The organism is Variovorax defluvii, assembly GCF_039541515.1.
Taxonomy (GTDB): domain Bacteria; phylum Pseudomonadota; class Gammaproteobacteria; order Burkholderiales; family Burkholderiaceae_C; genus Variovorax; species Variovorax defluvii.
This window is the reverse complement of record NZ_BAABGJ010000014.1, coordinates 1-26,500: the sequence shown is the minus strand read 5'-3', so window position 1 is coordinate 26,500 and position 26,500 is coordinate 1. Positions and strand designations below refer to the sequence as shown.

The window sequence follows — 26,500 nt, the reverse complement described above, 5'->3', positions numbered from 1 at the left end:
CACATTAAACGGACGGCAAGGTCCGATCCCGGAGGAGGTCAGTCGATGCAAGGGCAGGAGACGCAGGAGACGGGGCAGCAAGAAGCCCAAGGAAAGGCCATCAAAGGAAAGGCGCGGGAGACGGCTGCATTCGACGCCGCGCTGGGCGCGGACGCCGGCGACGCGCGCCGGGTGGCGCGCATGCGGCTGGTGCTTGCCTTGTCCGCCCTGCTCGCCGCTTCCGTCGACCTGCCCCAGCTCGGCGACACCGCCTGGCTGCCCTTTTTCGGCTACGTGGTGCACAGCCTGGTCGTCTGCATCCATGCCGAGCGCGAAGCGCCGCTCTCGCAGAGCCGCCTGATCCATTGGCTGGACCTCGGCTGGTACACGTTGATCGTGCTGCTCACCGGCGGCGTGCACAGCGCCTTCTTCCTGTTCTTCTTCTTCGCGATCCTGGTGGCCTCCTTCCGCTGGGGCTTCGAGGAGGGTGCCCGGGTCACACTGGCCTCGGTGGCCTTGTACGCGGCCTCCGGCATCGACACGGCGCTGGACGAGAACCTTCCCCGCCTGCTGGTGCGCGCCACCTTCCTGCTGGCGCTGGGCTACATGATCGTCCACTGGGGCCGCTCGAAGGTGGAGCTGCGGCGCCGGCTGGCACTGCTGCACGCGGTCAGCCAGCTGTCGAACCCGCGCTTCGGCGTGGACCACACGGTCACCGGCATCCTGCAGAAGCTGCAGCATTTCTACGGACCCCACGGGACCAGCAGTTGCCTGCTGGTGCTGCGGGACAAGGATTCCGGCGCCTGCACGCTGCGCACCCTGCGCGCGGGCGAGCGGCCGGCCTCGCCCCAGGCGGCCAACATCGTGCCGGAAGCGGCCGCGCTGCTGCTGGCGCTGCCGGCGCAGGACAAGGCCCTGCTCTACCGGAGCACGCCCTGGGCCGCCCTGCCCTCCCGTGCAGGCGCATGGGCCCATGACGCCCGCACGGGCCGGTGGACGCGCCGGCACGGCGTCGCCTGCGAGGGCCTGGCACAACTGCTGGAGGCCCGCTCCTTCATCACGGTCCCGCTGCCGCTGTGCCGCAGCGAGGGCCGGCTCTACCTGCTCTCGCGCACCACCGAGTTCCGCCGCAGCGACGCGCTTTTCCTGGCCCAGGTCGGCGCCCAGGCCTTCCCGGTGATCGAGAACATCGAGCTGCTCGACCGCATGGCCTCGGACGCCGCCTCGCAGGAGCGGCAGAGGATCGCCCTCGATCTGCACGACACCGCCATCCAGCCCTACATCGGCCTGAAGATGGGCCTGGCCGCGCTGCGCAACAAGGCGGCCGCCGACAACCCGCTGGTGGAAGACCTCGACCGCCTGCAGGAGATGGCCACGCAGGTGATCGGCGACCTGCGGCGCTACGCGGGCGCGGTGCGCAACGGCGCCGGCCGCACCCACCCCGGCCACGTGGTGTCGGCCCTGCTGCGGCAGCAGGCCGGCCGGGTGCGCGAGTTCTACGGCATCGACATCGCGGTGCGCGTCGAGGGCGAGCTGCAGGTCAACGACCGCCTGGCCGCCGAGGTGCTGCAGATCGTTCGCGAAGGCCTCGCCAACATCTGCAAGCACACCCTGGCCCACTGCGGCGCCATCCGCCTGGAATGCGCGGACGGGCTGCTCAAGCTGCAGATCGACAACGAGGCCGACGGCAACCAGTCCCTCGAGTTCCTGCCGCGCTCCATCTCGGAGCGCGCCGGCGCACTCGGCGGCCGGGCCCGCGTGCGGCGCGGTGACGGCGGTGGCACCTCGGTGCAGGTCGAGATCCCTATGTAAAACCCGAGGAGGAGAAACGATGCAAGCAAGCGCGAAGACCATCGGCGTCATGGTGGTGGACGATCACCAGACCATGCTGTGGGGCCTGTCCCGCCTGATCGACGGCGAGCAGCCCCGCATGCGCGTGGTCGGCACCGCGCGCAGCTGCGACGAGGCGCTCGCGCAGGCCCCCGGACTGGCGCCCGACGTGATCCTGCTGGACCTGGACCTGGACGGCCGCAGTGCGCTGGACATCCTCCCCGGGCTGCTGTTGGGCACCGCTTCCCGCGCGCTGATCCTGACCGGCGAGCGCCAGCAGAGCACGCTGGACCAGGCCGTGCTGAAAGGTGCCCGCGGCCTGTTGCGCAAGGATGCCTCGGCGGAGCAGGTGCTGCAGGCGATCGAACGCGTTCACCAGGGCGAGCTGTGCCTGGACGGCGAAACCATGGGCCGCGTCTTCAGCGAATTCCTCGCGGCCCGCACGCCCCGCGTCGATCCGGAGGCCGAGAAGCAGGCCGCCCTGACCTGCAAGGAACGCAAGATCATCGCCGCCGTGGTGCAAGGCAACGGCGCGTCCAACAAGGCCTTGGCGAACAAGCTCTTCATCACCGAGCACACGCTGCGCAACCACCTGTGCTCGATCTACCAGAAGCTGGATGTCGGAAACCGGCTGGAGCTGTATGTCTATGCGATGAAGCACCAGTTGGGCCTTGCCTCTTCCTGACGGACGTTGCAGCCTGGGTGACGAAGCGGCTGGCCGCACCATGTGGCTCGGGGACGCACCGCAACACGTGAGATTCGGGGGACGCCGCAAGACGTGAGTCGCGGGTGCGCCGCATCCAGCGGTGAGTTCACCTCCGCCGTACCGCGCATCCCATCTCGGACAGCCCTCACCACGAGCCGGATCGTCCGACGCGACCAAGTGCAACTTTCGGGTTGTCTGGAGCAGACGAACTTTCTTCCACGCTGGTGTGCATTGGCCTGCGCACCTATGATCCGCGCCCACCGTGAGGGGGAGCGGCGGCCGGACATCGTCCCGCCCGTGCAGCCCCCTGATGGGATTGCGCCGCTGCGTGCCACCGCGCAGCGAGAAGATCAACCAATCAGGGATTTCCATGACAAGCCGTCCATGGCGCACACGCGCCATCGTCCGTGCCACGTGCATCGCACTTCAGGCATCTTTGCTGGCGCTGCCCGCCAGCGCCGGCACCATCCGCACCGAGTACGACGCGATGGGCCAACCCATCGCCCTCACCGATGCCTCGGGCCAGGTCACCCGCATCCAGCGTGACCTGCTGAGCCGCCCTACGCTCATCACCTATGCCGACGGCCACTTCAGCACGCTCGTCTATGACGTCGGTGCCAAGGGCCACCTGAGCTCCTTCACCGACCGCAGCGGAACCACCCGCTACACCTGGGACACCGCCGGCCGCGTGGTCTCCAAGACGCAGACGCTTGCCAGCGGCTTCACCCAGCAGGTCGGCTACGGCTACACCCCACGCGGGGGCATGCTCGATAGCATCACCTATCCGAGCGGAAGCACGCTCGGCCACGTCTTCGACAACACGGGGAGGCTGGTGCAGTTGAACTGGAACGGCAGTCCCCTCGTCACCGGCATCACCTGGAACCCGATGGGCCAGCCCACTTCGTGGGACTGGGCCTTCGCACCCGGCCTCGGCGCCCGCCGCACCTACGACACCGCCGCGCGGCTGACGGCCACCGAGTTCTCCAGCTATGTCTGGGATGCCGCCGGGCGCATCACCAGCCTGACTCAGAGCCTCCTTGAGCCAGGGGACGCGGACCCGGACCACAGCAGCATCGCCAGCACGAGCACCACCTGGCGCGTGAGCTACGACCCCGTGGGACGCATCACGGGCTTCAACACCGCGGGGAGCGAGGCCAGTTTCGCCTACGACGCCAATGGCAACCGCACCGGCAGCATCAAGACGATCAACGGGCAGACGACCCGCCGTCAGTACACGTTCCAGCCCGACAGCAACCAGTACCGGGGATTCGGCCAGGTCACCGGCGGCGTCGGCACGAAGGTGGCGTATCGCTACACCGCCAACGGTGACCTGGCCAGCGACGGGCTGCGGACTTACAGCTATGACGCCGAGGGACGGTTGAGCGCCGTGACCACCGGCGCCACGGACACGAGTCCGACCACGCGCTATGCGCACAACGTGCTGGGGCAGCGCGTCTTCAAGACCGAGCCGCTGTATCCGCCGGTGGAAGGAGACGAGCGCGACAAGGGCTTCATGCAAAGCCTGATCGCGTTCTTCACGAAGCTGTGGGGGCCGAGCGCAAACGATGCGGAGAAGCAGGGCTTCGCGTTCATGTACGACGAGGAGGGGACCTTGCTTTCGGAGACCGGCACGGGAGGCGCCAACAGCACGGGCAGCACGCAGTACATCTACCTGCCGACGGCCAACGGGCCGATGCCGATTGCGGCGGTGATCAATGGCGAACTCTTCGCGGTGCACAGCGATCACCTGAATACGCCAAGAAGACTCACGGACGCCAACGGGCAAGTGGTCTGGCAGTGGGCCTACTCGGCGTTCGGGGATGAGAAGCCGACGATCGCGAAGTACAGGTTTGCGAACCTAGATATCAAACCGAATCCAGGCACGACGAGCTTCGCTGAGTTCGTGTTCAATCTGCGTTGGCCAGGGCAGTATTACGACGAAGAAAGTGGGCTGTTCTACAACTACTTCCGCAGCTACAGCGCAGGGCTGGGCAGATACACGCAGGGCGATCCGCTGGGACTGCATGACGACCTGAACAGGTTCGGCTACGTGCACGGAAATCCGCTGCGATACTCCGATCCGCTTGGGTTGATGGGCGGCGGTAGCCCACAGGGGCGAAGTCGAGGGGGGCCGAACGTGAACTCGTTTGGATGCATGGGCTTGGCCTGCATTACTGGGGGAACGGAGCCGACGTCGATGAGCGCCGAACTCACGTTTGGTGGAGGCGTCGAGATTTGCGATGCTCCTGTCCCTCCGCCGCCGCCTCAGAGCTGTAAAGATGAGAGCGGCGTGCTGAAGCGGATGGATCCGCCAGGCGCTCCTGTCCCCAAGAGATTTGGAGGCCTGTTTATTAGCCCTGGCATCAAACGCGATGCGCGGATATGCCTCCGTTTGGGCGTCTTTGTGTCGCCGCCGATTCCGGTGCCTTCCCTTGACATGGGACCTATGCCATGACCATCTGGATTTGGATTCTGCTGATCGCCTCATTGACCTTCGGAGTGGCCTACACCGTGCTTGGTCTAAAAGCCAATGATCACCTTAATGAGAAAGCCTCCAGTTCGGATCGCTCGATCGGATGGCTCTTCTGGTGGTCATTCAGCAAGGAGAAGTACGACGAGGAAGGAAAAAGGCTGTGCACCCAAGGGCAGATGCTCGCACTTGTGCTTATTGCCTTCCACGTCGCTTGGTACTTCATGCTGCTGAAGCAATAAACGTACTCTCTCACGCAAAAAGCCTTTTGCCACGACTTGGCCGCTTGGTGGCAGGCGGCACCCGTTCGACAACCACGTACACATGGAAATCAAATGCTGGACACCTTCATCACCTGGGCTCAGCGCGTCCAATCCCATACCGCAAGACCCAGCTTGAAAATTCAGCTCACCCGAGAACGACGAGCCTGAGAACCGCTCGGCCCGCTTGGACTTCGATGCGCCGTCAGCCATCGCTCGCATCACGTTCTGCAGCTGTGGCGACTACGACACCGAGGTCACCGCCCGTAAGACGGGCCGGCCGATCTATTCAGGCTTCGGACTCATCGACGAAGGGCGAGATCTCTCGCATCTCTCTGCGCCGGCATTCAGGGCTCTCCGTGTAGCCCTAGCGACAGCGGGGCTTCAGGTCGTTGGGCTCGCCGCGGCAGTGCGAGCTACGCGCACAACGCGCTGGGCCAGCTCGTCTTCAAGACAGAGCCGCTGTATCCGCCGAGCGAAGGCGACGAAATCCGCGCAGCTCGATCACGCCAAGACACAGCCCCAGCCCAAGGTCTACTCCACGATTCTTACTGCCGTGAACGGAGAAGTCATGAGTCCGAATCAATGTATCCGACGTGCCAGGACGGTCCTGGGCCTGAGCGAGCAAGAGACGGCAGCACGGGCCAATCTGACGATCTATGAGCTGGGAGATATCGAGGCTCGCGCAGAAGAATTTGCCTCAGCCATCCCAATCCAGAATGCGCTTCGACTTTGTTCAGTGTTGGACGTGTCGATCCACGAGGTACTTGGCATCGACACTTCGCCATCCTCAGAGCACATTCCTCTTGGTCGGTATGTGGAGTTGATTCGAGAAATGGCTCATCTAGCGCCCGATGAGCTGAATGAAAAAATCGGCTATGAGACGGGCTTCATTCAGCGGGTTGAAGGCGGCAGCATCGACCTGCTTGCCTACCCTGTCGAGTTGGCGCTGGACATTGCAAGCTGCACCAAGTCTTCGCCATCTCGAATGCTCAATGTTCTGGAGCAAGCATTCAGGAGCTCGACGCCAGCGGGGCCCCTCTGATGCCCGATGCCGGCGAGGCAATCCTCACCGAACTGCGACTGGCTGGCTATGGGCCGCGCCGAACTCGCAACGACCTAGAACCCCGTGGGCCAGCCCACTTCGTGGAACTGGGCCTTCGCACCCGGGCTCAGCGCCCGCCGCACCTACGACACCGCCGCGCGGCTGACGGCCACCGAGTTCTCCAGCTATGTCTGGGACGCCGCCGGGCGCATCACCAGCCTGACGCAGAGCCTCCTTGAGCCAGGGGACGCGGACCCGAACCACAGCAGCATCGCCAGCACGAGCACCACCTGGAGCGTGAGCCATGACCCCGTGGGGCGCATCACCGGCTTCAACACCGCGGGCAGCGAGTCGTCCTTCGGCACGCGCGCCGCCCCGCGCCCTGCGCTCCTCGCCGCCACAAAAATCGCCACGCCCCAGCCACCTGCCGCGGCGGGACTCTAGCGCGCCACCTCGGCGACGACACGCACATGGACCACGGCTGTCTCGTCCGCATGGACCCTGCGCCACCCCGGCAGGCCGTCGAGCACCGCGATGGCAGGCGTGCCGGGCGTGAGCAAGGTCCAGCCGAACCGGTACTCGTCCAGCAGCGAAAGGAACTGCCTGCGCTCCTTGACTCGCAGCGCATCGATGAACTTTCCGACGAAGGCGTCGCCATACATGTCTGCCCGGCCGTCGATGAACACCGGAATGCCTTCGTGGATCAGGAAGCCGCCGAAGTTGTAGTCGTTCAGCACAGGCCCCTGGGCACCCGCAGCCTGGGCGGCATCGATCGCCGCCCGGGGTGTGACCATGGCCTGAGGCGCGGGCGGCCGCATAAGCAGTGATGCGGCGGCGACGAGCGCGGCCACGCTCACGCACACGACGATGGCCTTCGGCCGTGCCGGCGCGGCCAGGGCCTGGAACCACCGATCGAGGGCGTGCGCATCCCGCATGCGCCTCTGCGTGGCATACCAGTGCCGCGCGAACGGGGTGGCCATGAGGAATGGCGCGACCAGCCCCAGCATCGAGACGTTGCGCTGGTGCTTCAATGCCAGGTGCACCAGCCCGAGCAGGAGCACCAGGCGCAGCCAAGGCAGGCGCACGCGGCCGCAGAGTGCGAGGGCCAGCACCAGGAGCAGCCAGGGCTCCAGCGGATTCCCCCGCTGGAAATCCGGCGACAGCCATTCGGCGATGACGGCGAGCGCGACCTCCATCCGCATGATGTAGATCGCATGCGCGAGCACGCCCCAGCCGCTGGGCGTCAGCAAGGCGGCGCCCGTGGACAACGCAGCGAACAGCGCCCAGGACCTGGCCGCCGCCGCACGCCGGCCACGGGGATGTGCGAGCACCGCGTCCAGCGCGAGACCATACCCGAGCACCAGGCCCAGCAGAAAGCTGCCGTGCATGTTGGCCCACAGCAGCATCACGCCCGGCAGCCACCAGGGCGGGGCGCGGCGCGCTTCCGCCGCATTCACCAGCGCCGACATCCACACCGCCAGCAGCACCCACGCCATCACGTGCGGCCGCGCCAGCAGGTGCGTCAGCATCATGCTGGCGGCCAGCCCGGTGAAGAGCAGCGCATGGACCGGCTCCATGCGCGCCAGCAGGAACCGCATCAGCAGCGACAGCACGAGACCGAAGCACGCGACCGCCAGGGCGACCAGCCCGGCCCACCCGGCCACTCGGTGCACGCCCACCATCACGAGCTCGGACAGCCACTCGAACGCGGTCCAGGGTGCGCCCGGCATCGAGTGCGAGAAGGCGTCGACCGTCGGCACCGTGCCATGCGCCAGGATCCAGCGGCCGGCGGCCAGGTGCCAGTAGGTGTCGGCGTCCCGGAGCACCAAGCCCGGCTGGCCCGCCGTCAGGACCACGACCGTGCAGAGCCACACGATGAGCGGCCACGACAGGCCCCAGGTCCCCGCCGCGGGCATGGCTGCACGGACTTCGAGCGTCGCTTTCATCGGAGTCGGCCCCAATCGATGGCCTCAATGCTGCCCCGCCAGCATCGGCAGGATGGTGCGGATGATCTGGATCGCCGCCGGCCCGAGGATGACCATGATGATCGACGGGAAGATGCACAGCACCAGCGGGATCAGCAGCTTGGTCGGCACCTTGGCGGCCTTTTCCTCGGCGCGCACCTGGCGCTTGTGGCGCAGGTCGTCGGAGAACACGCGCAGCGAATCGCCGATGCTGGTGCCGAAACGATCGGCCTGCGTGAGCATGGTGGCGAAGGTGCCGATCTCCTCGACGCCGGTGCGCTGCGCCAGGTTGCGCAGCGATTTCTCCCGCGTCCCGCCGGCGCGCATCTCGAGGTTCGTCCAGTGCAGCTCCTGCGCCAGGGCCAGGCTCTTCATGCGGATCTCCTCGGTGACCTTGACCAGCGCCGCATCCAGGCCCAGCCCGGCCTCGACGCAGACCAGCATGAGGTCGGCCGCGTCGGGAAAGTTCTCGAAGATCTCGCGCCTGCGCTTGCGGATCATCAGCGCGAGCACCAGGTTGGGCAGGTAGCAGCCCGCCATCGCCATCAGCACCAGGTAGAACACGAAGCTCAGGTCGGCGCCCGCCCCCGAGGCCCGCAGCGCAAGCGCGGTCCCGCCGGCGAACAGCAGCGGCAGCAAAGTCTTGAGGCCGAAGTAGATCAGCTGCGCGTCCTCGTGCCGGATGCCGGCGTTGAGGAAGCGCAGGCGCAAGGGCGAGGCCTCTTCCTCGCCCGTCGGCGAAGAAAGCTGGGCGAAGGGCCCGACCACCTTGACCACGGTGTGCGCCCACTGCGAAGACTTCGGCGTGCCCGACAGCGCCTGCAAACGCTGCCCGGCCCGGCTCGGCGCCAGCCAGACGTACAGCCCCGCGAGCCCCAGGCTCACGGCCAGAAACACGAGCGTGGAAAACAGCAGCATGGCGTCTCTCCCTTACACCCGGATGCGGATGATCTTGCGCATGATCAGCACGCCGACGGCCATGAGGCCCAGCATGTACTCGACGATCGCGATGCCGATCGGGTCGGTCCACAGCACGGACATGAACTGCGGGTTCACCAGGTTCATGACCGCGGCGAGCGCAAAAGGCATCACCACCAGAATCCATCCCGACAGGCGCCCTTCGGAGGACAGCACCCGCACCTTGGCCAGCAGCTTCAGCCGCTCGCGGATGAGGCGGCTGAGGTTGCTCAGCACCTCGGTGAGGTTGCCGCCCGATTCGCGCTGGATCATCACCGCCACCACGAAGTAGCGCAGGTCGGTCAACGGCACGCGCTCGCTCAAGTTCGTCAGCGCCTGCTGGAGCGAGACGCCGAAATTCACCTCGTCGGCCACGATGCGGAACTCGTTGGCGATCGGCTCGGCCATCTCCTCGCCGATCATCTGCATTCCGGCCGCGAAGGAGTGGCCGGCGCGAAGGGCGCGGGTCACCAGGTCGATCGCCTCCGGCAGCTGCAGTTGCAACTTCATCATGCGCCGGCTGCGCCGGTACTGAACGTACAGCAGCGGCAGCGCGCCCAGCAGCGCAGCGGCCGCCGCGGCCACCAGCGGCGGCTGGTGCAGCGCCAGCATCGCCACGGCGAAGGCGCCGACCGCGACGACGGCGCAGGACACCAGCAGCCGGGACACGGACCAATCGAGGCCGGACTGGACGATCAGGCGGTCCAGCCGGTGCGCGCGCGGAAGGCCCAGCAGCAGCCGCTCGAGCGCCGGCACGTCGCCGAGCATGCGCTCCTTCAGCAGCTGCGCCTGCGCGGTGGTGTCGGCCGAGGCCGAGAGCGCGCGCAGACGCTGCTCGATCTTGCGCGCTTCCGGGCCCTTGTAGTTGCGCCAGACCAGGTACGCAGCTTCCAGCAGCAGCAGCACGGTCACGAAGACCAGCAGCGCGATGACCAGGTAGGCGTTGCCGCCGAAGTGTTCCGCCATGGCGAGGCTCCTTCTATTCGTAGCGCCTGGAGGGGTCGAACATCGCATCCGGCAGCGCGAAGCCGAATGCGCGCAGGCGGTCGGCGAACTTCGGCCGCACGCCGGTGGCCTGGAAGTAGCCCTGTACCTGGCCGTCGGGCCCCACCCCGGTCTGCCGGAAGGCGAAGATCTCCTGCATGGTGACCACCTCGCCCTCCATGCCGGTGATCTCCTGGATGCTGGTGATCTTGCGGCGGCCGTCGATCAGCCGCAGCGCCTGGATCACCACCGTGATGGCCGAGGCGATCTGCGACCGTGCCGCCTTGTGCGGCAGGTTCAGGTTGGCCATGCCGATCATGTTTTCCAGCCGCGCCAGCGCGTCGCGCGGCGTGTTGGCGTGGATGGTGGTGAGCGAGCCTTCGTGGCCGGTGTTCATCGCCTGCAGCATGTCGAAGGCCTCGGCGCCGCGCACCTCGCCGATCACGATGCGGTCCGGCCGCATGCGCAGCGCGTTGCGCACCAGCGCACGCTGCGTGATCTCGCCCTTGCCCTCGATGTTCGCGGGGCGCGTCTCCAGGCGGATCACGTGCGGCTGCTGCAGCTGCAGCTCGGCCGCATCCTCGATGGTCACGATGCGCTCCGCCTCCGGGATGTAGCCGGAGAGAATGTTCAGCAGCGTGGTCTTGCCGGCGCCGGTCCCGCCGGAGATCAGCATGTTGATCTTGGACTTGCACAGGCCTTCGAGCATGGTGGCCATCTGCGGCGTCAGGCTCTTGAGGTCTTCGACCAGGTTGCTCATCCGCAAGGGAACATGGGCGAAGCGCCGGATCGACATCATCGCCCCGTCTAGCGCGACCGGCGGGATCACCGCGTTGACGCGCGAGCCGTCGGGCAGCCGGGCATCCACCATCGGGCTGGATTCGTCGATCCGCCTGCCGACCAGCGACACGATCTTGTCGATGATGCGCAGCAGGTGCTTCTCGTCGGTGAAGCTCACGTTGGTCAGCTCGAGCCTGCCCTTGCGCTCGACGTAGATCTGCTGGTAGGAGTTGACCAGGATGTCGGACACCGTCGGGTCCGCCATGAGCAGCTCGATCGGGCCGAAGCCCAGCATCTCGTGCTGGATGTCGCGGATCAGCGTGCGGCGCTCGATGTCGTTGATGGCGGCCTGCTCCTCCTGCAGCAGGCGCGTGACCATGGCGGAGATCTCCTGGCGCAGCACCTCGGGCGCCAGCGTCTCGAGTGCCGCGAGGTCGAATTTCTCCAGCAGCTTCAGGTGCATGCGGCCCTTCAGGGCCTTGTAGCTGCCGGAGGCAACCGCGTTCCGGTTGCCGTGGGGATCGGCGGCGGATGCCTCCAAGGGGCGCGCGAGCGGTTCGATCGCGACGGCGTTCAGGATTTCCCGGAATGACATGGCGTGGTCCTGCAGGTTGTGAAGGGGTGGAAGGCGGCGAAGGACGGCGCTCGCAAGAAGACAGCTTCTCAGGCCCGGCGGAACAGCCGATCGAACAGGCTCGGGCTGTCTTCCTGCCGCGGGGCGAGCGAGAGCGCCATGTCCGCCAGCGCGCGGTTCACCGGGTTGGAGCGCGACAGCTCGGCCAGCGGCACGCCGCGGTTGATGGAAGCGTTGACCTCCCTGTAGCTCTCCGGCACCGTGAGCAGGGGCGCGCCGCCCAGCGTGCGGCGGATGTCGCCCAGGCCGATCTCGCCCGCCTTCTCGAAGCGGTTGACGATCAGCTCGATCTTGCCGGCCGGATAGCCGAGCGACTTGAACACCGCCATCAGCCGGCTCGCGTTGCGCACGTAGGGCAACCCGGGCTGCAGCACGGGGTAGATGCGTTGCGCGCGGTCGAGCGCGCGGATCACGAGCGTGTTGAGCACGCGGCCGACGTCGAGCAGCACGAAGTCGTAGTGCGATGCCGCCAGGCCCAGGATGGCGTCGACGTGCTCCGGCTTGACATCCATCGCCTTCGACGGATCTTCGGGCGCCGCCAGGATGCTGTAGTTGGGCGCCACCTTGACCGTGCTGGCGGCCAGGAAGGAGGCGTCGAGCCGGCTGATGTCGAGCGCCACGTCCGCGATGGTCGAGCCCGGGCGGCTGTCGTTCACGTACGAGAGGGCGCCGCCGAACTGCAGGTCCAGGTCGATCAGCAGCACCGACCTGGACTCGGCCAGCGCCCAGCCCAGGTTGGTCGCGAGGAAGGTGGCGCCGCTGCCGCCCTTGCAGGGCATGAAGGCCAGCACCTGGCCGGCGCTGTGTCCGCGCAGGCCGGCGAGCTTGGTCGCCAGGCGGTTCACCGCGGCTTCGAGGGCGGCCGCGCCCACCGGCGAGGGGAGCACCTCTCGCACGCCGGCCCGCATGGAGTTGATCAGGAACTCCGGCGTCTGCATGGCACACAGCAGGATGACGGCGATCTTCGGGTGGTGGGTGCTGAGGTACTCGACCAGCGCCAGCTCGTTGGGATCGCAGCACATGCCGTCGACGATCATGAGCTCGGGCTGCTCCTGCTCCGCGACCTGCCGCATCCGGCTCTTGCCGCCTTCGACGAGCACGACGCTGTGGGACAGGGCCTCGAGCACCTTGCTCATCTCCTGCAGGTGATGGGTGTTGGGTGATATGACGGCGATCTTCATCGTGGGACTCCCGCTCAAGAGCAAATCGAAGCGCTGTGGGGGTCCTGCCGCATGACTTCGCGCGGCAGGAAGGTGGAGAAAGTGGGCATGGGGATGGGGGCGCGGGCGGCCAGGCCGGCGATGGGCGAGATCCACCGGTAGTTGAGCCCCGTGATCGTCACCGAGACGCCTTCGCAGGTGGCGGACGTGCAGCCGACGGGCAGCCAGGCCACGTTGATGGTGCTGATCTGCGGCAGCATGGCCTGCATCTTCGAAAGCACCTGGGCCTGCTGCAAGGTGTCGTCGCAGACCACCGCGTAGCGCGCGCCCGCGCGGGTCGCTTCCTGCGCGGCGCTCCAGGTGAAGAGCATGCGGCTGAAGTCCACGATGCCGAGGAGGAATGTGAGGAAGAGCAGCAGCGCGAGGGCGAACTCCACGGCGGTCGCACCGGACTGCGCTTGTCTTTGGCTGCGTTTCATGCCGGGGCCCTCATGGTGGCGGTGATGTTGCCGAAGACGATCTCGCCGTTGGCGTTGCCGAAGGCCAGGCCCATCACCCTGGGAAACATCGATCGGAAGGCGTAATTGCTGACCCTCACGGTCACCGTGTTGAGCACCGGATTGACGCCCGTGGTCTGCCAGGTGCAGCAGCTGCCCGCGGGCACGTTGGCAAGGCTGAGCCCGCGCGCCAGCGGCGTGCCGGTCCCGGCCGTGTTGCCGTAGACGATGAGGTTGCGCGCCTCGGTGACGCGCGTGCCCGGCGTCTGGAAGGACAGGTAGCGCACGGCGTCGCGCGTGGACTTGGCGACCGCGTTGTACTCGTAGATGGCGCGGCCGAACTCGGTGGTGATGAAGGTCAGCAGCAGCAGGAATGGAATGATCAGCGCCAGTTCCACCAGCGCCACGCCTTTTTGCCGGGTCCGGGTCTTCATGTCGGTCACCTCGTTGTCATCTGACGAGCACCGGCACCAGCGGCCCTGCCGAGCCGCCGGGCAGACCGTTCGTGGTGCAGGGGCTGCCGGTGGCGCCCGCGTTGCCGCGGTACTCGAGCTGGACGTTCGTCATCGGGATGGACAGCGGCTGCAGCATCAGCATGCAGGCGTAGTCGATGACGCGGCTCGCACCGTTGATCACCGGAACCACCACGATCCGCCGATTGCGGCCGTACTGCATGTGTCCGCCGGTCGTATTGCCGGGCGCCGCCAGTTTCTGGAAACTGTTCAGCGACAGGCCGGTGATCGATTCGCAGCTGTTGGCCCCCTTGACCTTGGTGCCGGTGTCGGCGCACGACGCGAAGGCCGCGCGCTTGGTGACGAAGTTCTGCGCATTCGCGGGCGCGCCCGCGCCCGGAGCACCGGCGTAGGCGTTGCGGCCGGCCGGCCAGTTGAGGGTGGTGTAGGCATAGCCCGTGAGGTCCGGCGGATTCTGGTCGGGGCCGCTCGTGTTCTTGTAGATGCCGAAGCGCGCATTCCATGCATCGGCCACGGAAGTCTGGACGCCGGGCGTTCCGAGCGTGTCGCCGACACGGGTCCCGCAGCGGCCGTTGAGCTCGGCCTCCGTCTCGGACGCGTTGTTGGAGCCGTCCAGGTTGGCCCAGCCGATCTCGCCGCCCACCGCGGCGTTCTGCGCATTGATCAGGGTGACCCAGTCGCCCACGTTGAAGCCGTAGTCCGGGGCGACGCCGCCCGCCTTGGGCTTGAGCGCGACCGGGATCGGGCAGGTGGTCTGCGCACTGGCGCGGGTCGCGACGGCGCTCGCCATGACGCTGCGGACATTGGGGTTGCCGGCCGTGTCGCCGGAGAAGGCGCCCATGGCCTTCATCAGCCACACGGCGATGTTGGGCTGCGCGTGCTGGCATCGCGCATAGCGGGCGCCGGCCGGTGCCGTGGTCGGCACGTAGGCGGCGTCCATGAAGCTGATGTCGGCCGTCGTGATCTGGCCCTGCCCGGCCCAGGTGGCCGACTGCATGTCGACGCGGTTCATGTTGCCGGCAGCCAGGCCGGCGTTGGTGGCGCGGGTCAGCGCGGTGCCCTGGCCATCGAGCTCCTGCGCGGCCGCGAGGGCGCAGCTGTCCATCGCGGTCTGCAGCTCCGACTTCACGACGAACAGGCGGCCGAGGTCGATCGCGATGCCCATGAAGCCGAGAAGAAACAGCAGCATGAGCGCCGCCGTGAGAATCACGGCGCCACGCTGGCGGCGGAGGGATGCGACGCGGCGCATGACGGGCTCTCTCTCCAAACCTTCAGGAACATGTGCCCGTCAGGCAGGTGACCACGCGCGTCACCAGCGCGCCGATGCCCGTGCCCAGGAGCAGGGGTTGGAGCGCCAGCACCAGCGCGATGGAGATCGCCGCGATGATGAGCGCGTACTCGATGACCTGCGCGCCGTCCTCGTCACTGAGAAGCTTCTTGAGCATGTCCTCTTCCTTCCGATGGGTGGTGAATGCCGTGCATGGAGGCCGGTCGTGGCGCTGCAGCCGGCCGCGAGCGCGGGGCACGCGCGGCGCGGCGGCAGCGTCGCCCGCCTCAGGTGCAGTTCGCCGTGGTGAGGCAGGTGGTGACGCGGGTGATGAAGGTCCCGAAGCCGCCGCCGTTGCTCGTCAGCGCGTTCAGCGCGATCACCAGCGCGATGGAGACGACGGCGATGATCAGCGCGTATTCGATGACCTGGGCGCCTTCCTCGTCCCTGGCGAAGCTGGAAAGGAAGTTGCGGGTACGTGCAATGAATTGGTTCATGGTTTCACCTTGAAGATTGAAGTTGATAAAAGACGAATGACATGGGTTGTTGGCTGAGTTCGATGGTGGCTATCTCTGCACGGCGACCCCCTTTCTTCACGAATTCATGAATGCGTGGCTAGCGGCCGGCGCCGATGGCCCCGCCGATGTTGATCACGTTGACGGCCGGCGGCGGCGCCTTGAAGGAGTCGTGGTACCGGCCCATCGCTTCTTTCGAGGCCCTGCCGTCCATGCCGGCCGCGGGGTCGGCCTGGCGGCCCGCATCGGGGTTGACGGTCATCTTTCTCTTGGCATCGCGCACGGCTTCGCCGAAGCGCTTGTCGTAGTTGGGCGTCGTCGAGGCGCAGCCTGCGAGCAGGCCGGCAAGCGCCGCCATCGCGAGAAGCTTCTGGACCATGGGGCTCTCCTTACTTGGTGTCGGATGCGGGGGCCGCGGGGGCCGGTGTGGCGCTTTCCAGCGCGCCGTTCAGATAGACCTCCGCGCGGCTGGGCACCACGTGGTTGTCGGTCGGCAGCCGGGGCGGTTCGGCGAGCGGCTTGACCAGGCGCGGCGTGATCACGAACAGCAGCTCGGTCTGATCGGTCTGGAACTCGCTGCTGCGCGCCAGTGCGCCCACCACCGGCACTTCACCCAGGCCGGGGAAGCGCTTGATCGCCTCGGTCACGTTGTTCTTGATCAGGCCCGCGATCACCAGGCTCTGGCCGTCGTTGAGCTGCACCGTGGTGTCGGCGCGCCGCACCGTGAGCGAAGGCAGGACCGCTGTCACGCCGCCGACGGTGGTGAAGGGCGAGCCGGTCTGCGTGAGGTCGGAGACCTCGGACACCATCTTGAGGTTGACCCGGCGGCCCCCCAGCACCGTGGGCGTGAACTTCACGCCGATGCCGAATTCCTTCTCTTCCAGCGTGATGGTGGGCACGCCGAGGTTGTTGGTCTGCGACACCGGGATGAAGATCTTTCCGCCCGACAGGAAGCTGGCCTGCTGCCCGCTGATGGCCATGATGTTGGGCTCGGCCAGCACGCGCACCAGGCCGTCGTCCTTCTGGCCGTCGATCGCCACCGACGTCCTGCCGATGCGCAGTGCCTCGGCCAGCGCGTTGCCGTTGCTCAGGAAGTTGGAGATCAGCGAGTACTGGTCCCGCCCGCCGCTGCCGGAGCGGTTCAGCGCGATGCGCGAGCCCAGCTTGTCGAGCAGCGTCTTGCTGACCTCGGCAATCTGGACCTCGAGCATCACCTGCTGCGGCGACATCACGCGCAGCAGGTTCACCAGCTTCTTGCCGTCGCCGCCATAGGCGGCGGCCAGGCTCATCACGTCGTCGAGCTTCAGCGGGTCGGTGATCTCGCCGGTGAGGACGATGGTCTTCTCCGCGCTCCTCACGCGGATGCCACGCTCCTCGGGCATCAGCTCGGCCAGCTTGGCCTGCAGCGCGCCGGAATCGATCGTGACGATCACGTCCTTGATGAAGCAGGCGCCGTCGGCACTTTGCAGCACCACGTTCATCGCGCCGGCCGTCTTGCCGCGGAAGAACAGGTCGGTCGGGCTGAGCAGCATCACCTCCATGTCGGCCACACCGTCGGCGGCACTGGCCTGAGGCGAAGGCGCCGCACCCGGGGCCGGAGCGCCCGCGGCTGCCCGGGCCGCGCTCGCCTGGCCGCTGACCAGGATGCGCGCCACGCGGGTGCGCAGCGGGATGACGGTCGACTTGCCGAGCGTGACCTGCGTCGGCTCGCTGTCGGCGGTGATGGAGGTGCAGCGCCGCGGGCTCGGCGCTGCCGGGGCCGCTGCCTGTGCCGTGGCGGCGGGCGCCGCCTGCGCCGCGGACGGCGGGGTCTGCGCGCCGGAAGTGCCGGCCCAGGCGAGGGCGGCGAGCGCCAGGGCGATGGTGTTCTTGCTATGCACTTGGATCTCTCCTCGATGTCAGAAGCAGTTGAGCGAACGGACCGCGTGCTGGATCACCTCGACGCATTCCGCGGCGGGTGCCGGCCTGGCGGCGACCACCCGTTGCTTCGGCGCGGCGGCAGGCGCGGCCGTCGACACGGGCACGATGGCCTTCTCCGCGAACAGCTGGCTCTTGGTGATGCCGGCCGTCTCGACCTTGTCCTTGTCGACCTGGTTGCGAAGCACCAGGGACAGCGTGCCGACACTGCGCGCCAGGTCGAGCTTCTCGGAGTCCTCCAGCGAGAGCTCCAGCGTCACCGCGCTCACCACCTTCGGCTTGGTGTCGTCGCGGCTGGCCTCCTGGGCAACTGCCAGCACCAGCACATGCTCCAGCACGGTCTTGCTGATCTGCGCGCCCTGCTCGCCCTTGCCGCTGTCCTGCTGGGCGTTGACGACCACGTCGACGTAGTTGCCAGGCAGCGCGAAGCCGGCCACGCCCACCACGTCGTTCACGCGCACCGTCATGGCCCGCTTGCCCGGGGCGATGACGGCGGACAGGCCGCCCTGCGTGCCCACCGGTGCGAGCTTGCCCTCGAGGATGGCTTCGCCGCGCAGGAGGCCGACCTTCGCGACGCGGTCCTGCACGCTCTTCATGTCCTGGAAAGCGCCGGCCGGCACCGAGCCGCTGGGCCAATCGACCGTCGAGAGCATCTGCGCATTGATGCGGCTGCCCAGTTCGATGTCGACCACGGCCACCACCACTTTGTTGGAAGCGATGCCGCCCTGCCGCGAGATCAGCCCGGTCGCATAGACCGCGGCGGCCAGGCCGGTGAGCAGTGCCAGGACCAGGAGCGCGATTGCCTTGATGTTCCTCATGGAGTGCCTCGCAGAAGAGTGAGTACGAAGGGTGGGTACGAAGAAGGGAGCGCGGAAAGCGCCGCTCTCAGGCGAAGCCGAGTTGCCGGCTCAGCACATAGCCGATCGTTCCGATGGCGATGCACACGCCGTAGGGCAGCTTGCCGATGGACTGGCCCGCATGCATCCGCGCATCGGGTCGCACGCCGGCGAGGCTCATGCTCACCAGGTTGAAGAGCACATCGCGGGTGCTGCGCAGCATCCGGCCCAGATGTCCCCGGGCCAGCGCGAAGCCGAGCGCACCGATGCCGCCGGCCAGGAAAGCGAAGAGCACCGCCTGCAGCGTCTCGTCCACGCCGAGGAAGGCGCCGACCATCGCCATCAGCTTCACGTCGCCCGCGCCCATCGCGTTCAACATGTACGGCGGCAGCATCACCACGAAGCCCAGCAGCAGCCCGCCGCTGGCCAGAAGAAAGGCCGAACCCGGATTCACCGCGACGACGGTCTTGTAGACCAGCGCGAAGGTGGCGCCGCCGAAGGTCAGCCAGTTGGGAATGCGGTAGGTGCGGTAGTCGGTGACGCCCGCGATGACCAGCAAGGCGATCAGCACCGCGGTGCGCGGGTCGAACACCAGCATCGCCAGAAGTTCGAGCAACGCGTGAATTTCCTGCATGGCGATTCCTTTCAGCGGGTCCGGTCCCCGGACCTCAGGTATTCCTGTACCAGGCCAGGAGCAGCAGCGTGCAGAACACCAGCACCAGCGCCCCCACCAGCGCGAACTCCATGAAGGAGCCGCCTGCTTCTCCCGTCAGCAGTTCGCTGCCCAGGAACGCCAGTGATTCGCCGGTTCGCATGCAACTGTCCAAGCCTTTCTTCGGCAGCGGATCCGACCGGTACCGCCGGTGGATGTCTGCCTTGGGAATGACTGTAGGTATGCAAACAAAGGTTTACATGAGCTCGACGTCCTGAGTTGCACAGGACAGAGCGCCCAGGCCGGTGGGGGCGGCGGGCATGACAAAAGACCTAGGCGAAAAACGCCGCGAAGGCGAACGCGGCCGGCGCGGCAGACCGCGTCGCGCGCGGCCCCCCGCTCAGAGTGGAGGACTGTCGTCGGCGCGTCCCTGCACGCGCACCGCGAGCCCGCCGAGCGAGGACGAGCGGCCGATGTCGACCGTCATCCGATGGACCGCCGCAATGCGGCGCACGATGGACAGGCCCAGGCCGCTTCCGCTTTCCTCGGTGCCCAGCGCGCGGAAGAAGCGCTCGCCCAGGCGGGCCATGTCGGCCTCGGCCAGGCCCGGCCCTTCGTCTTCCACGACGAGGCCCGGGCCCGCGTCGCCACAGGCCACGCGCACATCGACGCGGGCACCCGGCGGGCTGTAGCGCAGCGCGTTGTCGACGAGGTTGCGCAGCAGGACCGCCAGCAGCGTCTCGTCGCCGCGCACGACGCAAGGACCCTCGGCATCCAGCGCCAGCACCTGGCGGCGGCCGATGGCGCGCGGCGCGAGCTCGGCCAGCACGCCCTGCGCCACGGCGCGCAGGTCGACGGCTTTTTCCTGCGGCATCGAATCCGCTTCCAGCCGGGCCAGCATCAGCATCTGCTCGATCAGGCGCGCCGCGCGGTCGCAGCCGTCGAGCATGCCCTGCAGCGCACGGCGGCGGCGCCCGTCATCCGCTTCGTTCATCGCGACCTGCGCATGGGTGCGGATCGCCGCGATGGGCGTGCGCAGCTCGTGCGCGGCATCGGCGGTGAAGCGCCGCTCCGCGCTCAGCAGGTTCTCGATGCGCTCGAACAGGGCATTGAGCGCATCGATCATCGGCACCATCTCGGCGGGTGCGTCGCCGACCTGCACGCGGTCCAGTGCATCGGGACCGCGCCCGCGCAGCGAACGCCCGAGCCGGCGCATCGGCCGCAGCCCGCGGCGCGTGGCCCACCAGACGGCCAGCATCAGCAGCGGCAGCGCCGCCACGAGCGGCCACAGCGTGCTGCGCAGCACGGCCCAGAGGATGGCATTGCGCGACTTGCCCTCCTCGCCCACGTAGACCGCCAGCCCGGCCGCAGGGTCGCGCACGGCGAACACGCGCCAGGGCTTGCCGCCGATGGCCACCGTCGTGAATTCCCTCGCGGCGTTTCCGCCTTCCGGCACGAGCGGCTCGGCTGGCGCATTGGCCGAGCGCATCACCAGACGTCCATCGCGGAAGACCTGGATCGTGGTCTTGTAGGCATAGCGGTGAAGCGCGGGCGCATCGATCGGGCCGATCGGGCGCTCGGCGGATGCGGTCCCATCGGGGACGCCGTCCTGCTGCGCCATGACCAGGGCAGCGGCTTGCGCCAGATGGCTGTCGAGGATTTCTTCCACTTCGTGGCGCGCATCGAACCAGGTGACGGCGGCCATGGCGCTCCACACCGCGACGAGCAGGCCCAGCACCAGCCAGACCAGGCGGGCCTGCAGCGAGTACGGGGGCCGCGTCATGAAGGGTCGGACGAACGCATCAGCATGTAGCCGACCCCGCGCACGGTCTGGATCAGCGCGTTGCCCAGCTTGCGCCGCAGGCGGTGCACATGGACCTCGATGGTGTTGCTCTCCACCTCCCGCCCCCAGCTGTAGAGCTGCCGCTCGAGCTGCTCGCGCGACAGCACGCGGCCCGCGTTGAGCATCAGCGTATACAGCAGGTCGAACTCGCGGGTGGCCAGCGTCACCGCCTCTCCGCCCTTGCGGACGGCGCGCGCGGCGGGATCGAGCACCACGTCGTGCGCGCTCAGGCAGCCCTGCGGCTGGCCGTGCGAGCGGCGCACTAGCGCGCGCAGCCGGGCGGCCAGCTCCTGCAGGTCCACCGGCTTGACGACGTAGTCGTCGGCCCCCACGTCGAGGCCGCGGATGCGGTCGGTCACGGCGTCGCGCGCGGTAAGCACCAGCACGGGCAAGTCCACGCGCGCCTGGCGCACGGCAGCGAGCACGTGCAGGCCGTCCTTGCCGGGCAGTGTCAGGTCGAGCACGGCGGCTGCATAGGGGTTGGCCCGCAGCTCGCGCTCGGCAGCAGGGCCGTCACGGACCCAGTCGACCTGGAAACCCAGCTGCAGCAGACCGGCGCGCAGCCCGTCTCCGAGCAGGTGGTCGTCTTCCGCGAGAAGAATGCGCATGGCTGAAAGCAGGGGGCTCGGTGGACGAGGGGCGAAGGGGCGATGGCCCGATCATCGGGTTCAGGCGGGCACCGCCATGGCCCTGGGCACAGGCGGCGCAGGGACATCCGAGGCGCTGCGCCACTGAAAAACCCAGAAGCCGAGCACGGCCACCAGCACAAGCCAGGCCATGCCGCCGCGCGCGCTCGGGATGGCCTCGGCAGGCGCACCGAGCCGCGTGCCCCGGACGATCGACCGCAGCGGATTGTCGCCCGCGCGCCAGCTGCCGAACACGGCGGCCGCGATGTGCAGCGCCGCCAGCGCGAGCATCGCATGCGCCGCCACCTCATGCACATCGCCCAGCCAGCGCATCGGTGCAAAGCGCGCACCCGCCCACCCGGATGCCCCGGCGATCAGCGCCAGCAACAACACGGCGATCAGCAACGCCGCGCCGGGAGGACTGTGCCCGATGGGGCGCCCCGCCCAGCCGTGGCGCAGGCTTCTCAGGCAGCGCGCGATGGCACGCGGGCCTTTCACGAAGCTGGAGAAGCGCGCATGCCGCGTGCCGGCAAAACCCCAGGCGATGCGGAACAGGGCCAGGCCGGCGATCGTGCTGCCCAGCGTCTCGTGAATCTGCGGCCAGCCACCTTCTCCGGCCGTCGCCCAGGCGCCCGCGAGGCAGGCGGCCATGAGCCAGTAGACGAGCCGCGTGGGCGCGTCCCAGACCAGGACCGGATCGAAAAGGCCGGCATCGGCCGCCCCGGCGCCGCAGGCATGCGGCACCTTCGCCCGGGTCGGGAGGGGGTCGGTGTGGAGGGAGTGTGGGGAGGGGGTCTGGGCGTCCATCGGTCATCTGCGCGACGACCGGCAATGATGGGGGCGCGGTCTTATCGGATCCTTAACGCCGTCGACGCCGTCACTGCATTCGAGCCGAGCCCCCCAGGCCCTGGCCGACACCTCTTTTCAGCGCAGGCTGGACGAGAAGCGCGGGCTCGAGGACCGCGGCGGCCGCAGCGACTCGCGGTCCTCCTCGAGCACGGCCAGCAGCGTGGTCGACTCCTTGACGCAATCGCTCATGCGCTTGTTGAGCGACGCCCACCCCCGGTACATCGGCACGATCACCAGCCAGCCCACGCCGATGACGCCTCCCAGGGCGCCCATGTAAAGCCAATACTTGTCCATCCGCGCAAACCCTTCGAGTTTTTATTCGGGCCGGCACACGCCGGGCGAGCGCGCAAGTTTGCCGCTCTTGCAATCATTCGACCTACTACTTTGGTCGAATTCATGGTCCATGTAATTACAAAGTAGAACGATTCGAGAACTTTGCACGGATGGCAGGCCTGCGCGGCACACTGGATGACCCGGTTGACAGCCCCGGAAGCGGCGCCTAGAGTTGTTCCATATGCACGAACGACGTTCCAATATTTAGAACAACCAACCGATGGACTCCACCCTTGCCAAGGGGCTCGCCGCCCTCGAATGGATGGTGCGCCAGCAGCGCGACTGCCGCGTGACCGACCTCGCCCAGGCCTTCGGCATGGCGCGCAGCAACGCGCACCGCACGCTGCAGACGCTGGTGGAATGCGGCTGGGCGGTGCAGGACCCGACCTCCAGCGCCTACCGCCCGAGCCTGCGGCTGTTCGAGCTGGGCGCCTTGGTGTCCGAGGTGGCCGATACGGGCGCCCTGCTGCGCCCGCACCTCGCGGCGCTGGCGCAGGCCACGGGGGAAACCATCCACCTGGCGGCGCTGGACGGCGCCGAGATCGTCTACCTCGACAAGTTCGACAGTCCCCTGCCCGTGGCAGCCTACTCGCGCGTGGGCGGCCGGGCGGCCGCCTACTGCGTGGCATCCGGCAAGGCCTTGCTGGCGGCCATGCAGCCGGACACGCAGGCGCTGCGCACGCGCCTGGGCACGCTGGTGGCGCACACGCGGCACAGCATCACCGATTACGACGCGCTCCAGGCCGAACTCGAGCGCACGCGCACGCGCGGCTACGCCGAGAACCGCGAGGAATGGCGGCTCGGCGTCTGCGGGCTGGGCGCGCCGGTTTTCAATGCGCGCGGCGAAGCGATTGCCGCACTGGGCATGAGCGTGCCCTCCATCCGCTTCGCGCGCACCCAGGCACGCGGGCTCGCGGAGCAGGTCATGGCCTGCGCGCGCGATGCCAGCACCACGTTGGGCTACCGGTCAGGGCCTGTGAACAGGCCTGAGGCCCGGGGCCGATGACGACCACCCCTAGAAGGAGACTGGAATGAATCGTTTCGCCCCCTGGCTGCGCGCCGCCCTTTTCACGGCAGCCGCCGTGGCCATGCCCCTCGCGGCGCAGGCACAGAACGGCAGCGACTACCCGAACAAGCCGGTCAAGCTGATCGTGCCCTACCCGCCCGGCGGCGGCACCGACGTGATCGCGCGCATCGTGCAGGAACGCTTCCAGCAGCAACTGGGACAGCCGGTGGTGATCGACAACCGCGGCGGTGCGGCCGGCTCGATCGGCACCGAGGTCGCAGCCAAGTCGGCGGCGGACGGCTACACGGTGCTGTTCACGCTGTCCTCGCACACCATCAACCCGGCCATCTACGCCAAGCTGCCCTTCGACACGCAAAAGGACTTCGAGCCGGTGGCGATGGTGGCCTCGCTGCCGCAGATCCTGGTGGCCAACGCCAGCTTCCCTGCCAACAACGTGGCCGAGCTGGTCGCGCTGGCCAAGTCGAAGCCCGGCTCGCTGTCCTATGCGACCGTGGGCAACGGCTCGCCGGGCCACCTGGCGGGCGAACTCATGAAGCTGCGCACCGGTACCGACCTGACCCACGTGCCCTACCGCGGCGGCGGCCCGGCCGTGACGGACGTGATGGGCGGGCAGGTGCCGCTGCTGTGGGTGTCCATCCCCGCGGCCGCGCAGTTCGTGAAGGCCGGCAAGCTGAAGGCGCTGGCGGTCTCCACCGTCAAGCGCAGTGCCGCCTTCCCCGACGTGCCCACGATGCAGGAGGCGGGCATCGCCGACTTCGAGGTCGACTCCTGGTACGCGATGTTCGTGCCGTCCAAGACGCCCAAGGCCGCGATCGAGAAGCTCAACCGCGTGGTCAACACGGTGGTGCGCGAGCCAGAGATCCGCGAGAAGCTGCTGGCGCAGGGCAGCGAAGGCGTGGGCGGCACGCCGGAGCAGCTGGGCAAGGTGGTGGCCACGGAAATGGTGCGCTGGAACAAGCTGGCCAAAGACGCCAACATCCGGGTGGATTAGTTCTGCCCCAGGCGCCCCCACTTCGTGGGGTCCGCCAACCCCCTCGCCGGGGACAACACCAGCGGCCCAGGAGGATGTTGCTCTCCCCCAGGCTCCCCCACTTCGTGGGGTCCGCCAACCCCCTCGCCGGGGGCAACACCAGCGGCCCGGCAAAGCCGGTTCCGCGGTGTTCCCCGAATGTCCAATTTGATCTGAAGCTGATGACCATGGAACATCCCTCCCCACCTTCCGAAGGCCCCGTGGCCGAGCTCGTGGCCCGCGCGCGCGCGGCCCAGCGCATCTACGACACCTGGACGCAGGAACAGGTCGACATGGCGGTGGCCGCTGCCGGCTGGGCCATCATCGAGCCGAAGCGCAACCGCGAGCTGGCCGAGCTGGCGGTGGCCGACACGGGCGTCGGCAACGTCGAGGACAAGGTCCGCAAGAACCATCGCAAGACCTTCGGCCTGCTGCGCGACCTGAAGGGCGCCCGCTCGGTCGGCGTGATCGCGGAAGACCCGGCGCGCGGCATCGTCGAGATCGCGCGGCCGGTGGGCGTGGTGTGCGCGGTCACGCCCTCGACCAACCCGGGCGCGACGCCGGCCAACAAGATCATCAACGCGCTCAAGGGCCGCAACGCGGTGATCGTGGCGCCTTCGCCCAAGGGCTGGAGCACGGCCGCGCGGCTGATCGAATTCATCCACGCGCAGCTCGATCGCGTCGGCGCGCCGCGCGACCTGGTGCAGTTGCTCCCCTCGCCGGTGAGCAAGGCTTCCACCGCCGAGCTGATGCGCCTGTGCGACCTGGTGGTGGCGACCGGCTCGCAGGCCAACGTGCGCGCCGCCTACACGAGCGGCACGCCGGCCTTCGGCGTGGGCGCGGGCAACGTGGCCAGCATCGTGGACGAAACGGCCGATCCGGCGCTCGCTGCGGAGCGCATCATGCTGTCGAAGACCTTCGACAACGCGACCAGCTGCTCGTCGGAGAACAGCCTGGTGATCGTCGATGCGATCCGCCCTCGCCTGCTCGCAGCCCTGAAGGACCGGGGCGCGGTGATGCTTGACGCGGCGCGCAAGAAGGTGCTGCAGGAACTGATGTGGCCCGACGGCAAGCTGTCTGCCGCCGTCATCGGCAAGTCGGCCCGCGAGATCGCAGAGCGCGCTGCCGCGCAGGATGCGGCCGGGCGCGCGGGCTGGCTGGCGATCGCGGAGGCGAATCCGCGCGCGCTGATGGTGGACGAAGACGGCGTGGGCCCCGAGCACCCCTACTCCGGTGAGAAGCTCAGCCCCGTGCTGGCGCTGTACGCCGTGCCCGACTTCGACGCCGCCGCCCGGACCGTGGAGCGCATCTACGGCCACCAGGGGGCAGGCCACTCGGTGGGCCTGCACAGCACACGGCCCGAACGGGCGATGCACCTGGGCCTGCATCTGCCGGTGTCACGCGTGATCGTGGACCAGGCTCATGCCATCGCCACGGGCGGGAGCTTCGACAACGGGCTGCCCTTTTCCTTGTCGATGGGCTGCGGGACGTGGGGGCGCAACAACTTCTCGGAGAACATGAACTATCGGCACTACCTGAACATCACGCGCATCTCGCGGCCCATTCCGGAGCGCGTGCCGAGTCAGGAAGAGATCTTCGGGGAGTTCTTTGCGAAGCACGGCGTGGCATGAGACTTCGGGTGGTGCGGGTGCCTTTGTTTTTGCCTTGTTGGTTGTTTGGCGCAGGAGCCGGGAATTCGCCCCGGCGGGCGAGTTACTTTCTTTGTCTCGCCAAAGAAAGTAACCAAAGAAAGGCGACCCCACTGCGCGTGTCCCTCCGCTTCGCTGCGGGCAACCTGCGGTGCTCGTACATCCGGCCCCGCCGCAGAACTCGCTGCGTTCACTTCGTTCACTACGCTCAAACAGCTGCGGCGAGTCAGTTCACGAA

At 67.9% G+C, this 26,500-nt stretch carries 28 protein-coding genes; 9 read left to right on the top strand and 19 right to left on the bottom strand.

All coding sequences use genetic code 11. The annotated features are described in order from the left end of the window. Window positions 1-45 precede the first annotated feature (45 nt). From ABEA07_RS09035 to ABEA07_RS09010, 6 genes are all read left to right on the top strand, one after another. Window positions 46-1,791 carry a sensor histidine kinase gene (locus tag ABEA07_RS09035; protein ID WP_345537312.1) on the top strand — a complete coding sequence of 582 codons (1,746 nt, stop codon included), beginning with the start codon at window positions 46-48 and terminating at the stop codon, window positions 1,789-1,791. 19 nt (window positions 1,792-1,810) lie between these two features. Then, a complete protein-coding gene (locus ABEA07_RS09030) occupies window positions 1,811-2,494 on the top strand; it encodes a response regulator (RefSeq protein ID WP_345537310.1) in 684 nt (227 codons plus the stop codon). A gap of 331 nt (window positions 2,495-2,825) precedes the next feature. Then, on the top strand, window positions 2,826-4,970 hold the full coding sequence (locus tag ABEA07_RS09025) for an RHS repeat domain-containing protein (RefSeq protein ID WP_345537309.1): 2,145 nt from the start codon (window positions 2,826-2,828) through the stop codon (window positions 4,968-4,970). Beyond that, window positions 4,967-5,227, top strand: a complete 261-nt coding sequence (locus ABEA07_RS09020; RefSeq protein WP_345537308.1) for a hypothetical protein — start codon at window positions 4,967-4,969, stop codon at window positions 5,225-5,227. The genes ABEA07_RS09025 and ABEA07_RS09020 overlap by 4 nt, the downstream gene beginning before the upstream one ends. A 589-nt stretch (window positions 5,228-5,816) precedes the next feature. Next, window positions 5,817-6,290 (top strand): hypothetical protein, encoded by a 474-nt coding sequence (locus ABEA07_RS09015; protein WP_345537307.1) that lies wholly within the window; start codon window positions 5,817-5,819, stop codon window positions 6,288-6,290. An 84-nt stretch (window positions 6,291-6,374) separates the two neighbouring features. Further along, window positions 6,375-6,734, top strand: a complete 360-nt coding sequence (locus ABEA07_RS09010; RefSeq protein WP_345537306.1) for a hypothetical protein — start codon at window positions 6,375-6,377, stop codon at window positions 6,732-6,734. On the opposite strand, the gene ABEA07_RS09005 is transcribed toward ABEA07_RS09010, so the two are convergent. The 19 genes from ABEA07_RS09005 to ABEA07_RS08915 form a co-directional block, all read right to left on the bottom strand. After that, window positions 6,731-8,236 (bottom strand): hypothetical protein, encoded by a 1,506-nt coding sequence (locus ABEA07_RS09005; RefSeq protein ID WP_345537305.1) that lies wholly within the window; start codon window positions 8,234-8,236, stop codon window positions 6,731-6,733. The two genes, ABEA07_RS09010 and ABEA07_RS09005, sit on opposite strands and share 4 nt — an antisense overlap. Window positions 8,237-8,260: 24 nt before the next feature. After that, window positions 8,261-9,172, bottom strand: coding sequence for a type II secretion system F family protein (locus ABEA07_RS09000; protein WP_345537303.1), 912 nt, complete (start codon window positions 9,170-9,172; stop codon window positions 8,261-8,263). A 12-nt stretch (window positions 9,173-9,184) separates the two neighbouring features. After that, complete coding sequence (locus ABEA07_RS08995) at window positions 9,185-10,177, bottom strand: type II secretion system F family protein (protein ID WP_345537302.1); 993 nt, start codon at window positions 10,175-10,177, stop codon at window positions 9,185-9,187. Window positions 10,178-10,190: 13 nt separating this feature from the next. Then, window positions 10,191-11,570 (bottom strand): TadA family conjugal transfer-associated ATPase, encoded by a 1,380-nt coding sequence (locus tag ABEA07_RS08990; protein ID WP_345537300.1) that lies wholly within the window; start codon window positions 11,568-11,570, stop codon window positions 10,191-10,193. A 68-nt stretch (window positions 11,571-11,638) separates the two neighbouring features. Further along, window positions 11,639-12,790 carry a CpaE/TadZ family protein gene (locus tag ABEA07_RS08985; protein ID WP_345537299.1) on the bottom strand — a complete coding sequence of 384 codons (1,152 nt, stop codon included), beginning with the start codon at window positions 12,788-12,790 and terminating at the stop codon, window positions 11,639-11,641. Between the two features lie 14 nt (window positions 12,791-12,804). Beyond that, window positions 12,805-13,248, bottom strand: coding sequence for a TadE/TadG family type IV pilus assembly protein (locus tag ABEA07_RS08980; protein ID WP_345537297.1), 444 nt, complete (start codon window positions 13,246-13,248; stop codon window positions 12,805-12,807). Continuing rightward, on the bottom strand, window positions 13,245-13,700 hold the full coding sequence (locus ABEA07_RS08975) for a TadE/TadG family type IV pilus assembly protein (RefSeq protein WP_345537296.1): 456 nt from the start codon (window positions 13,698-13,700) through the stop codon (window positions 13,245-13,247). The genes ABEA07_RS08980 and ABEA07_RS08975 overlap by 4 nt, the downstream gene beginning before the upstream one ends. 16 nt (window positions 13,701-13,716) lie before the next feature. Then, complete coding sequence (locus tag ABEA07_RS08970; protein ID WP_345537294.1) at window positions 13,717-14,988, bottom strand: pilus assembly protein TadG-related protein; 1,272 nt, start codon at window positions 14,986-14,988, stop codon at window positions 13,717-13,719. A gap of 22 nt (window positions 14,989-15,010) precedes the next feature. Next, window positions 15,011-15,184, bottom strand: coding sequence for a Flp family type IVb pilin (locus ABEA07_RS08965; protein WP_345537292.1), 174 nt, complete (start codon window positions 15,182-15,184; stop codon window positions 15,011-15,013). A gap of 109 nt (window positions 15,185-15,293) precedes the next feature. Then, a complete protein-coding gene (locus ABEA07_RS08960; protein ID WP_345537290.1) occupies window positions 15,294-15,503 on the bottom strand; it encodes a Flp family type IVb pilin in 210 nt (69 codons plus the stop codon). A 118-nt stretch (window positions 15,504-15,621) separates the two neighbouring features. After that, entirely contained in the window at window positions 15,622-15,900 is a 279-nt protein-coding gene (locus tag ABEA07_RS08955; protein WP_345537288.1) for a hypothetical protein, read from the bottom strand. Between the two features lie 10 nt (window positions 15,901-15,910). Next, window positions 15,911-17,383 (bottom strand): type II and III secretion system protein family protein, encoded by a 1,473-nt coding sequence (locus tag ABEA07_RS08950; RefSeq protein ID WP_425584098.1) that lies wholly within the window; start codon window positions 17,381-17,383, stop codon window positions 15,911-15,913. A gap of 36 nt (window positions 17,384-17,419) precedes the next feature. Next, window positions 17,420-18,256, bottom strand: coding sequence for a Flp pilus assembly protein CpaB (gene cpaB / locus ABEA07_RS08945; RefSeq protein WP_345537287.1), 837 nt, complete (start codon window positions 18,254-18,256; stop codon window positions 17,420-17,422). 67 nt (window positions 18,257-18,323) lie between these two features. After that, window positions 18,324-18,908 carry an A24 family peptidase gene (locus ABEA07_RS08940; RefSeq protein ID WP_345537286.1) on the bottom strand — a complete coding sequence of 195 codons (585 nt, stop codon included), beginning with the start codon at window positions 18,906-18,908 and terminating at the stop codon, window positions 18,324-18,326. A 34-nt stretch (window positions 18,909-18,942) separates the two neighbouring features. Continuing rightward, complete coding sequence (locus ABEA07_RS08935) at window positions 18,943-19,089, bottom strand: hypothetical protein (protein ID WP_345537285.1); 147 nt, start codon at window positions 19,087-19,089, stop codon at window positions 18,943-18,945. Between the two features lie 237 nt (window positions 19,090-19,326). Further along, the gene (locus ABEA07_RS08930; protein ID WP_345537283.1) at window positions 19,327-20,709 is read right to left on the bottom strand and encodes an ATP-binding protein; all 1,383 of its coding nucleotides are present in this window, start codon (window positions 20,707-20,709) and stop codon (window positions 19,327-19,329) included. Continuing rightward, the gene (locus ABEA07_RS08925) at window positions 20,706-21,377 is read right to left on the bottom strand and encodes a winged helix-turn-helix domain-containing protein (protein WP_345537282.1); all 672 of its coding nucleotides are present in this window, start codon (window positions 21,375-21,377) and stop codon (window positions 20,706-20,708) included. The genes ABEA07_RS08930 and ABEA07_RS08925 overlap by 4 nt, the downstream gene beginning before the upstream one ends. A 60-nt stretch (window positions 21,378-21,437) precedes the next feature. Beyond that, the gene (locus tag ABEA07_RS08920) at window positions 21,438-22,202 is read right to left on the bottom strand and encodes a cytochrome b/b6 domain-containing protein (protein ID WP_345537280.1); all 765 of its coding nucleotides are present in this window, start codon (window positions 22,200-22,202) and stop codon (window positions 21,438-21,440) included. A gap of 117 nt (window positions 22,203-22,319) precedes the next feature. Next, window positions 22,320-22,517, bottom strand: a complete 198-nt coding sequence (locus ABEA07_RS08915; protein WP_345537279.1) for a hypothetical protein — start codon at window positions 22,515-22,517, stop codon at window positions 22,320-22,322. 280 nt (window positions 22,518-22,797) lie between these two features. Between ABEA07_RS08915 and ABEA07_RS08910 the strand changes: the two genes are divergently transcribed. The 3 genes from ABEA07_RS08910 to sauS all read left to right on the top strand — a co-directional run bounded on the left by ABEA07_RS08910 (window position 22,798) and on the right by sauS (window position 26,244). Then, window positions 22,798-23,583, top strand: a complete 786-nt coding sequence (locus ABEA07_RS08910) for an IclR family transcriptional regulator (RefSeq protein WP_345537278.1) — start codon at window positions 22,798-22,800, stop codon at window positions 23,581-23,583. Between the two features lie 25 nt (window positions 23,584-23,608). Then, a complete protein-coding gene (locus ABEA07_RS08905; protein ID WP_345537277.1) occupies window positions 23,609-24,595 on the top strand; it encodes a tripartite tricarboxylate transporter substrate binding protein in 987 nt (328 codons plus the stop codon). Between the two features lie 206 nt (window positions 24,596-24,801). Further along, on the top strand, window positions 24,802-26,244 hold the full coding sequence (gene sauS, locus ABEA07_RS08900) for an acylating sulfoacetaldehyde dehydrogenase (protein WP_345537276.1): 1,443 nt from the start codon (window positions 24,802-24,804) through the stop codon (window positions 26,242-26,244). The last annotated feature ends 256 nt before the right edge of the window (window positions 26,245-26,500 follow it).

What these genes read in the sequence shown, in the direction of transcription:
- ABEA07_RS09035 (WP_345537312.1), top strand. Translation starts at nt 46, where the DNA reads ATGCAAGGGCAGGAGACGCAGGAGACGGGGCAGCAAGAAGCCCAAGGA.
- ABEA07_RS09030 (WP_345537310.1), top strand. Translation starts at nt 1,811, where the DNA reads ATGCAAGCAAGCGCGAAGACCATCGGCGTCATGGTGGTGGACGATCAC.
- ABEA07_RS09025 (WP_345537309.1), top strand. Translation starts at nt 2,826, where the DNA reads ATGGGATTGCGCCGCTGCGTGCCACCGCGCAGCGAGAAGATCAACCAA.
- ABEA07_RS09020 (WP_345537308.1), top strand. Translation starts at nt 4,967, where the DNA reads ATGACCATCTGGATTTGGATTCTGCTGATCGCCTCATTGACCTTCGGA.
- ABEA07_RS09015 (WP_345537307.1), top strand. Translation starts at nt 5,817, where the DNA reads ATGAGTCCGAATCAATGTATCCGACGTGCCAGGACGGTCCTGGGCCTG.
- ABEA07_RS09005 (WP_345537305.1), bottom strand. Translation starts at nt 8,236, where the DNA reads ATGAAAGCGACGCTCGAAGTCCGTGCAGCCATGCCCGCGGCGGGGACC.
- ABEA07_RS09000 (WP_345537303.1), bottom strand. Translation starts at nt 9,172, where the DNA reads ATGCTGCTGTTTTCCACGCTCGTGTTTCTGGCCGTGAGCCTGGGGCTC.
- ABEA07_RS08995 (WP_345537302.1), bottom strand. Translation starts at nt 10,177, where the DNA reads ATGGCGGAACACTTCGGCGGCAACGCCTACCTGGTCATCGCGCTGCTG.
- ABEA07_RS08990 (WP_345537300.1), bottom strand. Translation starts at nt 11,570, where the DNA reads ATGTCATTCCGGGAAATCCTGAACGCCGTCGCGATCGAACCGCTCGCG.
- ABEA07_RS08985 (WP_345537299.1), bottom strand. Translation starts at nt 12,790, where the DNA reads ATGAAGATCGCCGTCATATCACCCAACACCCATCACCTGCAGGAGATG.
- ABEA07_RS08980 (WP_345537297.1), bottom strand. Translation starts at nt 13,248, where the DNA reads ATGAAACGCAGCCAAAGACAAGCGCAGTCCGGTGCGACCGCCGTGGAG.
- ABEA07_RS08975 (WP_345537296.1), bottom strand. Translation starts at nt 13,700, where the DNA reads ATGAAGACCCGGACCCGGCAAAAAGGCGTGGCGCTGGTGGAACTGGCG.
- ABEA07_RS08970 (WP_345537294.1), bottom strand. Translation starts at nt 14,988, where the DNA reads ATGCGCCGCGTCGCATCCCTCCGCCGCCAGCGTGGCGCCGTGATTCTC.
- ABEA07_RS08965 (WP_345537292.1), bottom strand. Translation starts at nt 15,184, where the DNA reads ATGCTCAAGAAGCTTCTCAGTGACGAGGACGGCGCGCAGGTCATCGAG.
- ABEA07_RS08960 (WP_345537290.1), bottom strand. Translation starts at nt 15,503, where the DNA reads ATGAACCAATTCATTGCACGTACCCGCAACTTCCTTTCCAGCTTCGCC.
- ABEA07_RS08955 (WP_345537288.1), bottom strand. Translation starts at nt 15,900, where the DNA reads ATGGTCCAGAAGCTTCTCGCGATGGCGGCGCTTGCCGGCCTGCTCGCA.
- cpaB (WP_345537287.1), bottom strand. Translation starts at nt 18,256, where the DNA reads ATGAGGAACATCAAGGCAATCGCGCTCCTGGTCCTGGCACTGCTCACC.
- ABEA07_RS08940 (WP_345537286.1), bottom strand. Translation starts at nt 18,908, where the DNA reads ATGCAGGAAATTCACGCGTTGCTCGAACTTCTGGCGATGCTGGTGTTC.
- ABEA07_RS08935 (WP_345537285.1), bottom strand. Translation starts at nt 19,089, where the DNA reads ATGCGAACCGGCGAATCACTGGCGTTCCTGGGCAGCGAACTGCTGACG.
- ABEA07_RS08930 (WP_345537283.1), bottom strand. Translation starts at nt 20,709, where the DNA reads ATGACGCGGCCCCCGTACTCGCTGCAGGCCCGCCTGGTCTGGCTGGTG.
- ABEA07_RS08925 (WP_345537282.1), bottom strand. Translation starts at nt 21,377, where the DNA reads ATGCGCATTCTTCTCGCGGAAGACGACCACCTGCTCGGAGACGGGCTG.
- ABEA07_RS08920 (WP_345537280.1), bottom strand. Translation starts at nt 22,202, where the DNA reads ATGGACGCCCAGACCCCCTCCCCACACTCCCTCCACACCGACCCCCTC.
- ABEA07_RS08915 (WP_345537279.1), bottom strand. Translation starts at nt 22,517, where the DNA reads ATGGGCGCCCTGGGAGGCGTCATCGGCGTGGGCTGGCTGGTGATCGTG.
- ABEA07_RS08910 (WP_345537278.1), top strand. Translation starts at nt 22,798, where the DNA reads ATGGACTCCACCCTTGCCAAGGGGCTCGCCGCCCTCGAATGGATGGTG.
- ABEA07_RS08905 (WP_345537277.1), top strand. Translation starts at nt 23,609, where the DNA reads ATGAATCGTTTCGCCCCCTGGCTGCGCGCCGCCCTTTTCACGGCAGCC.
- sauS (WP_345537276.1), top strand. Translation starts at nt 24,802, where the DNA reads ATGGAACATCCCTCCCCACCTTCCGAAGGCCCCGTGGCCGAGCTCGTG.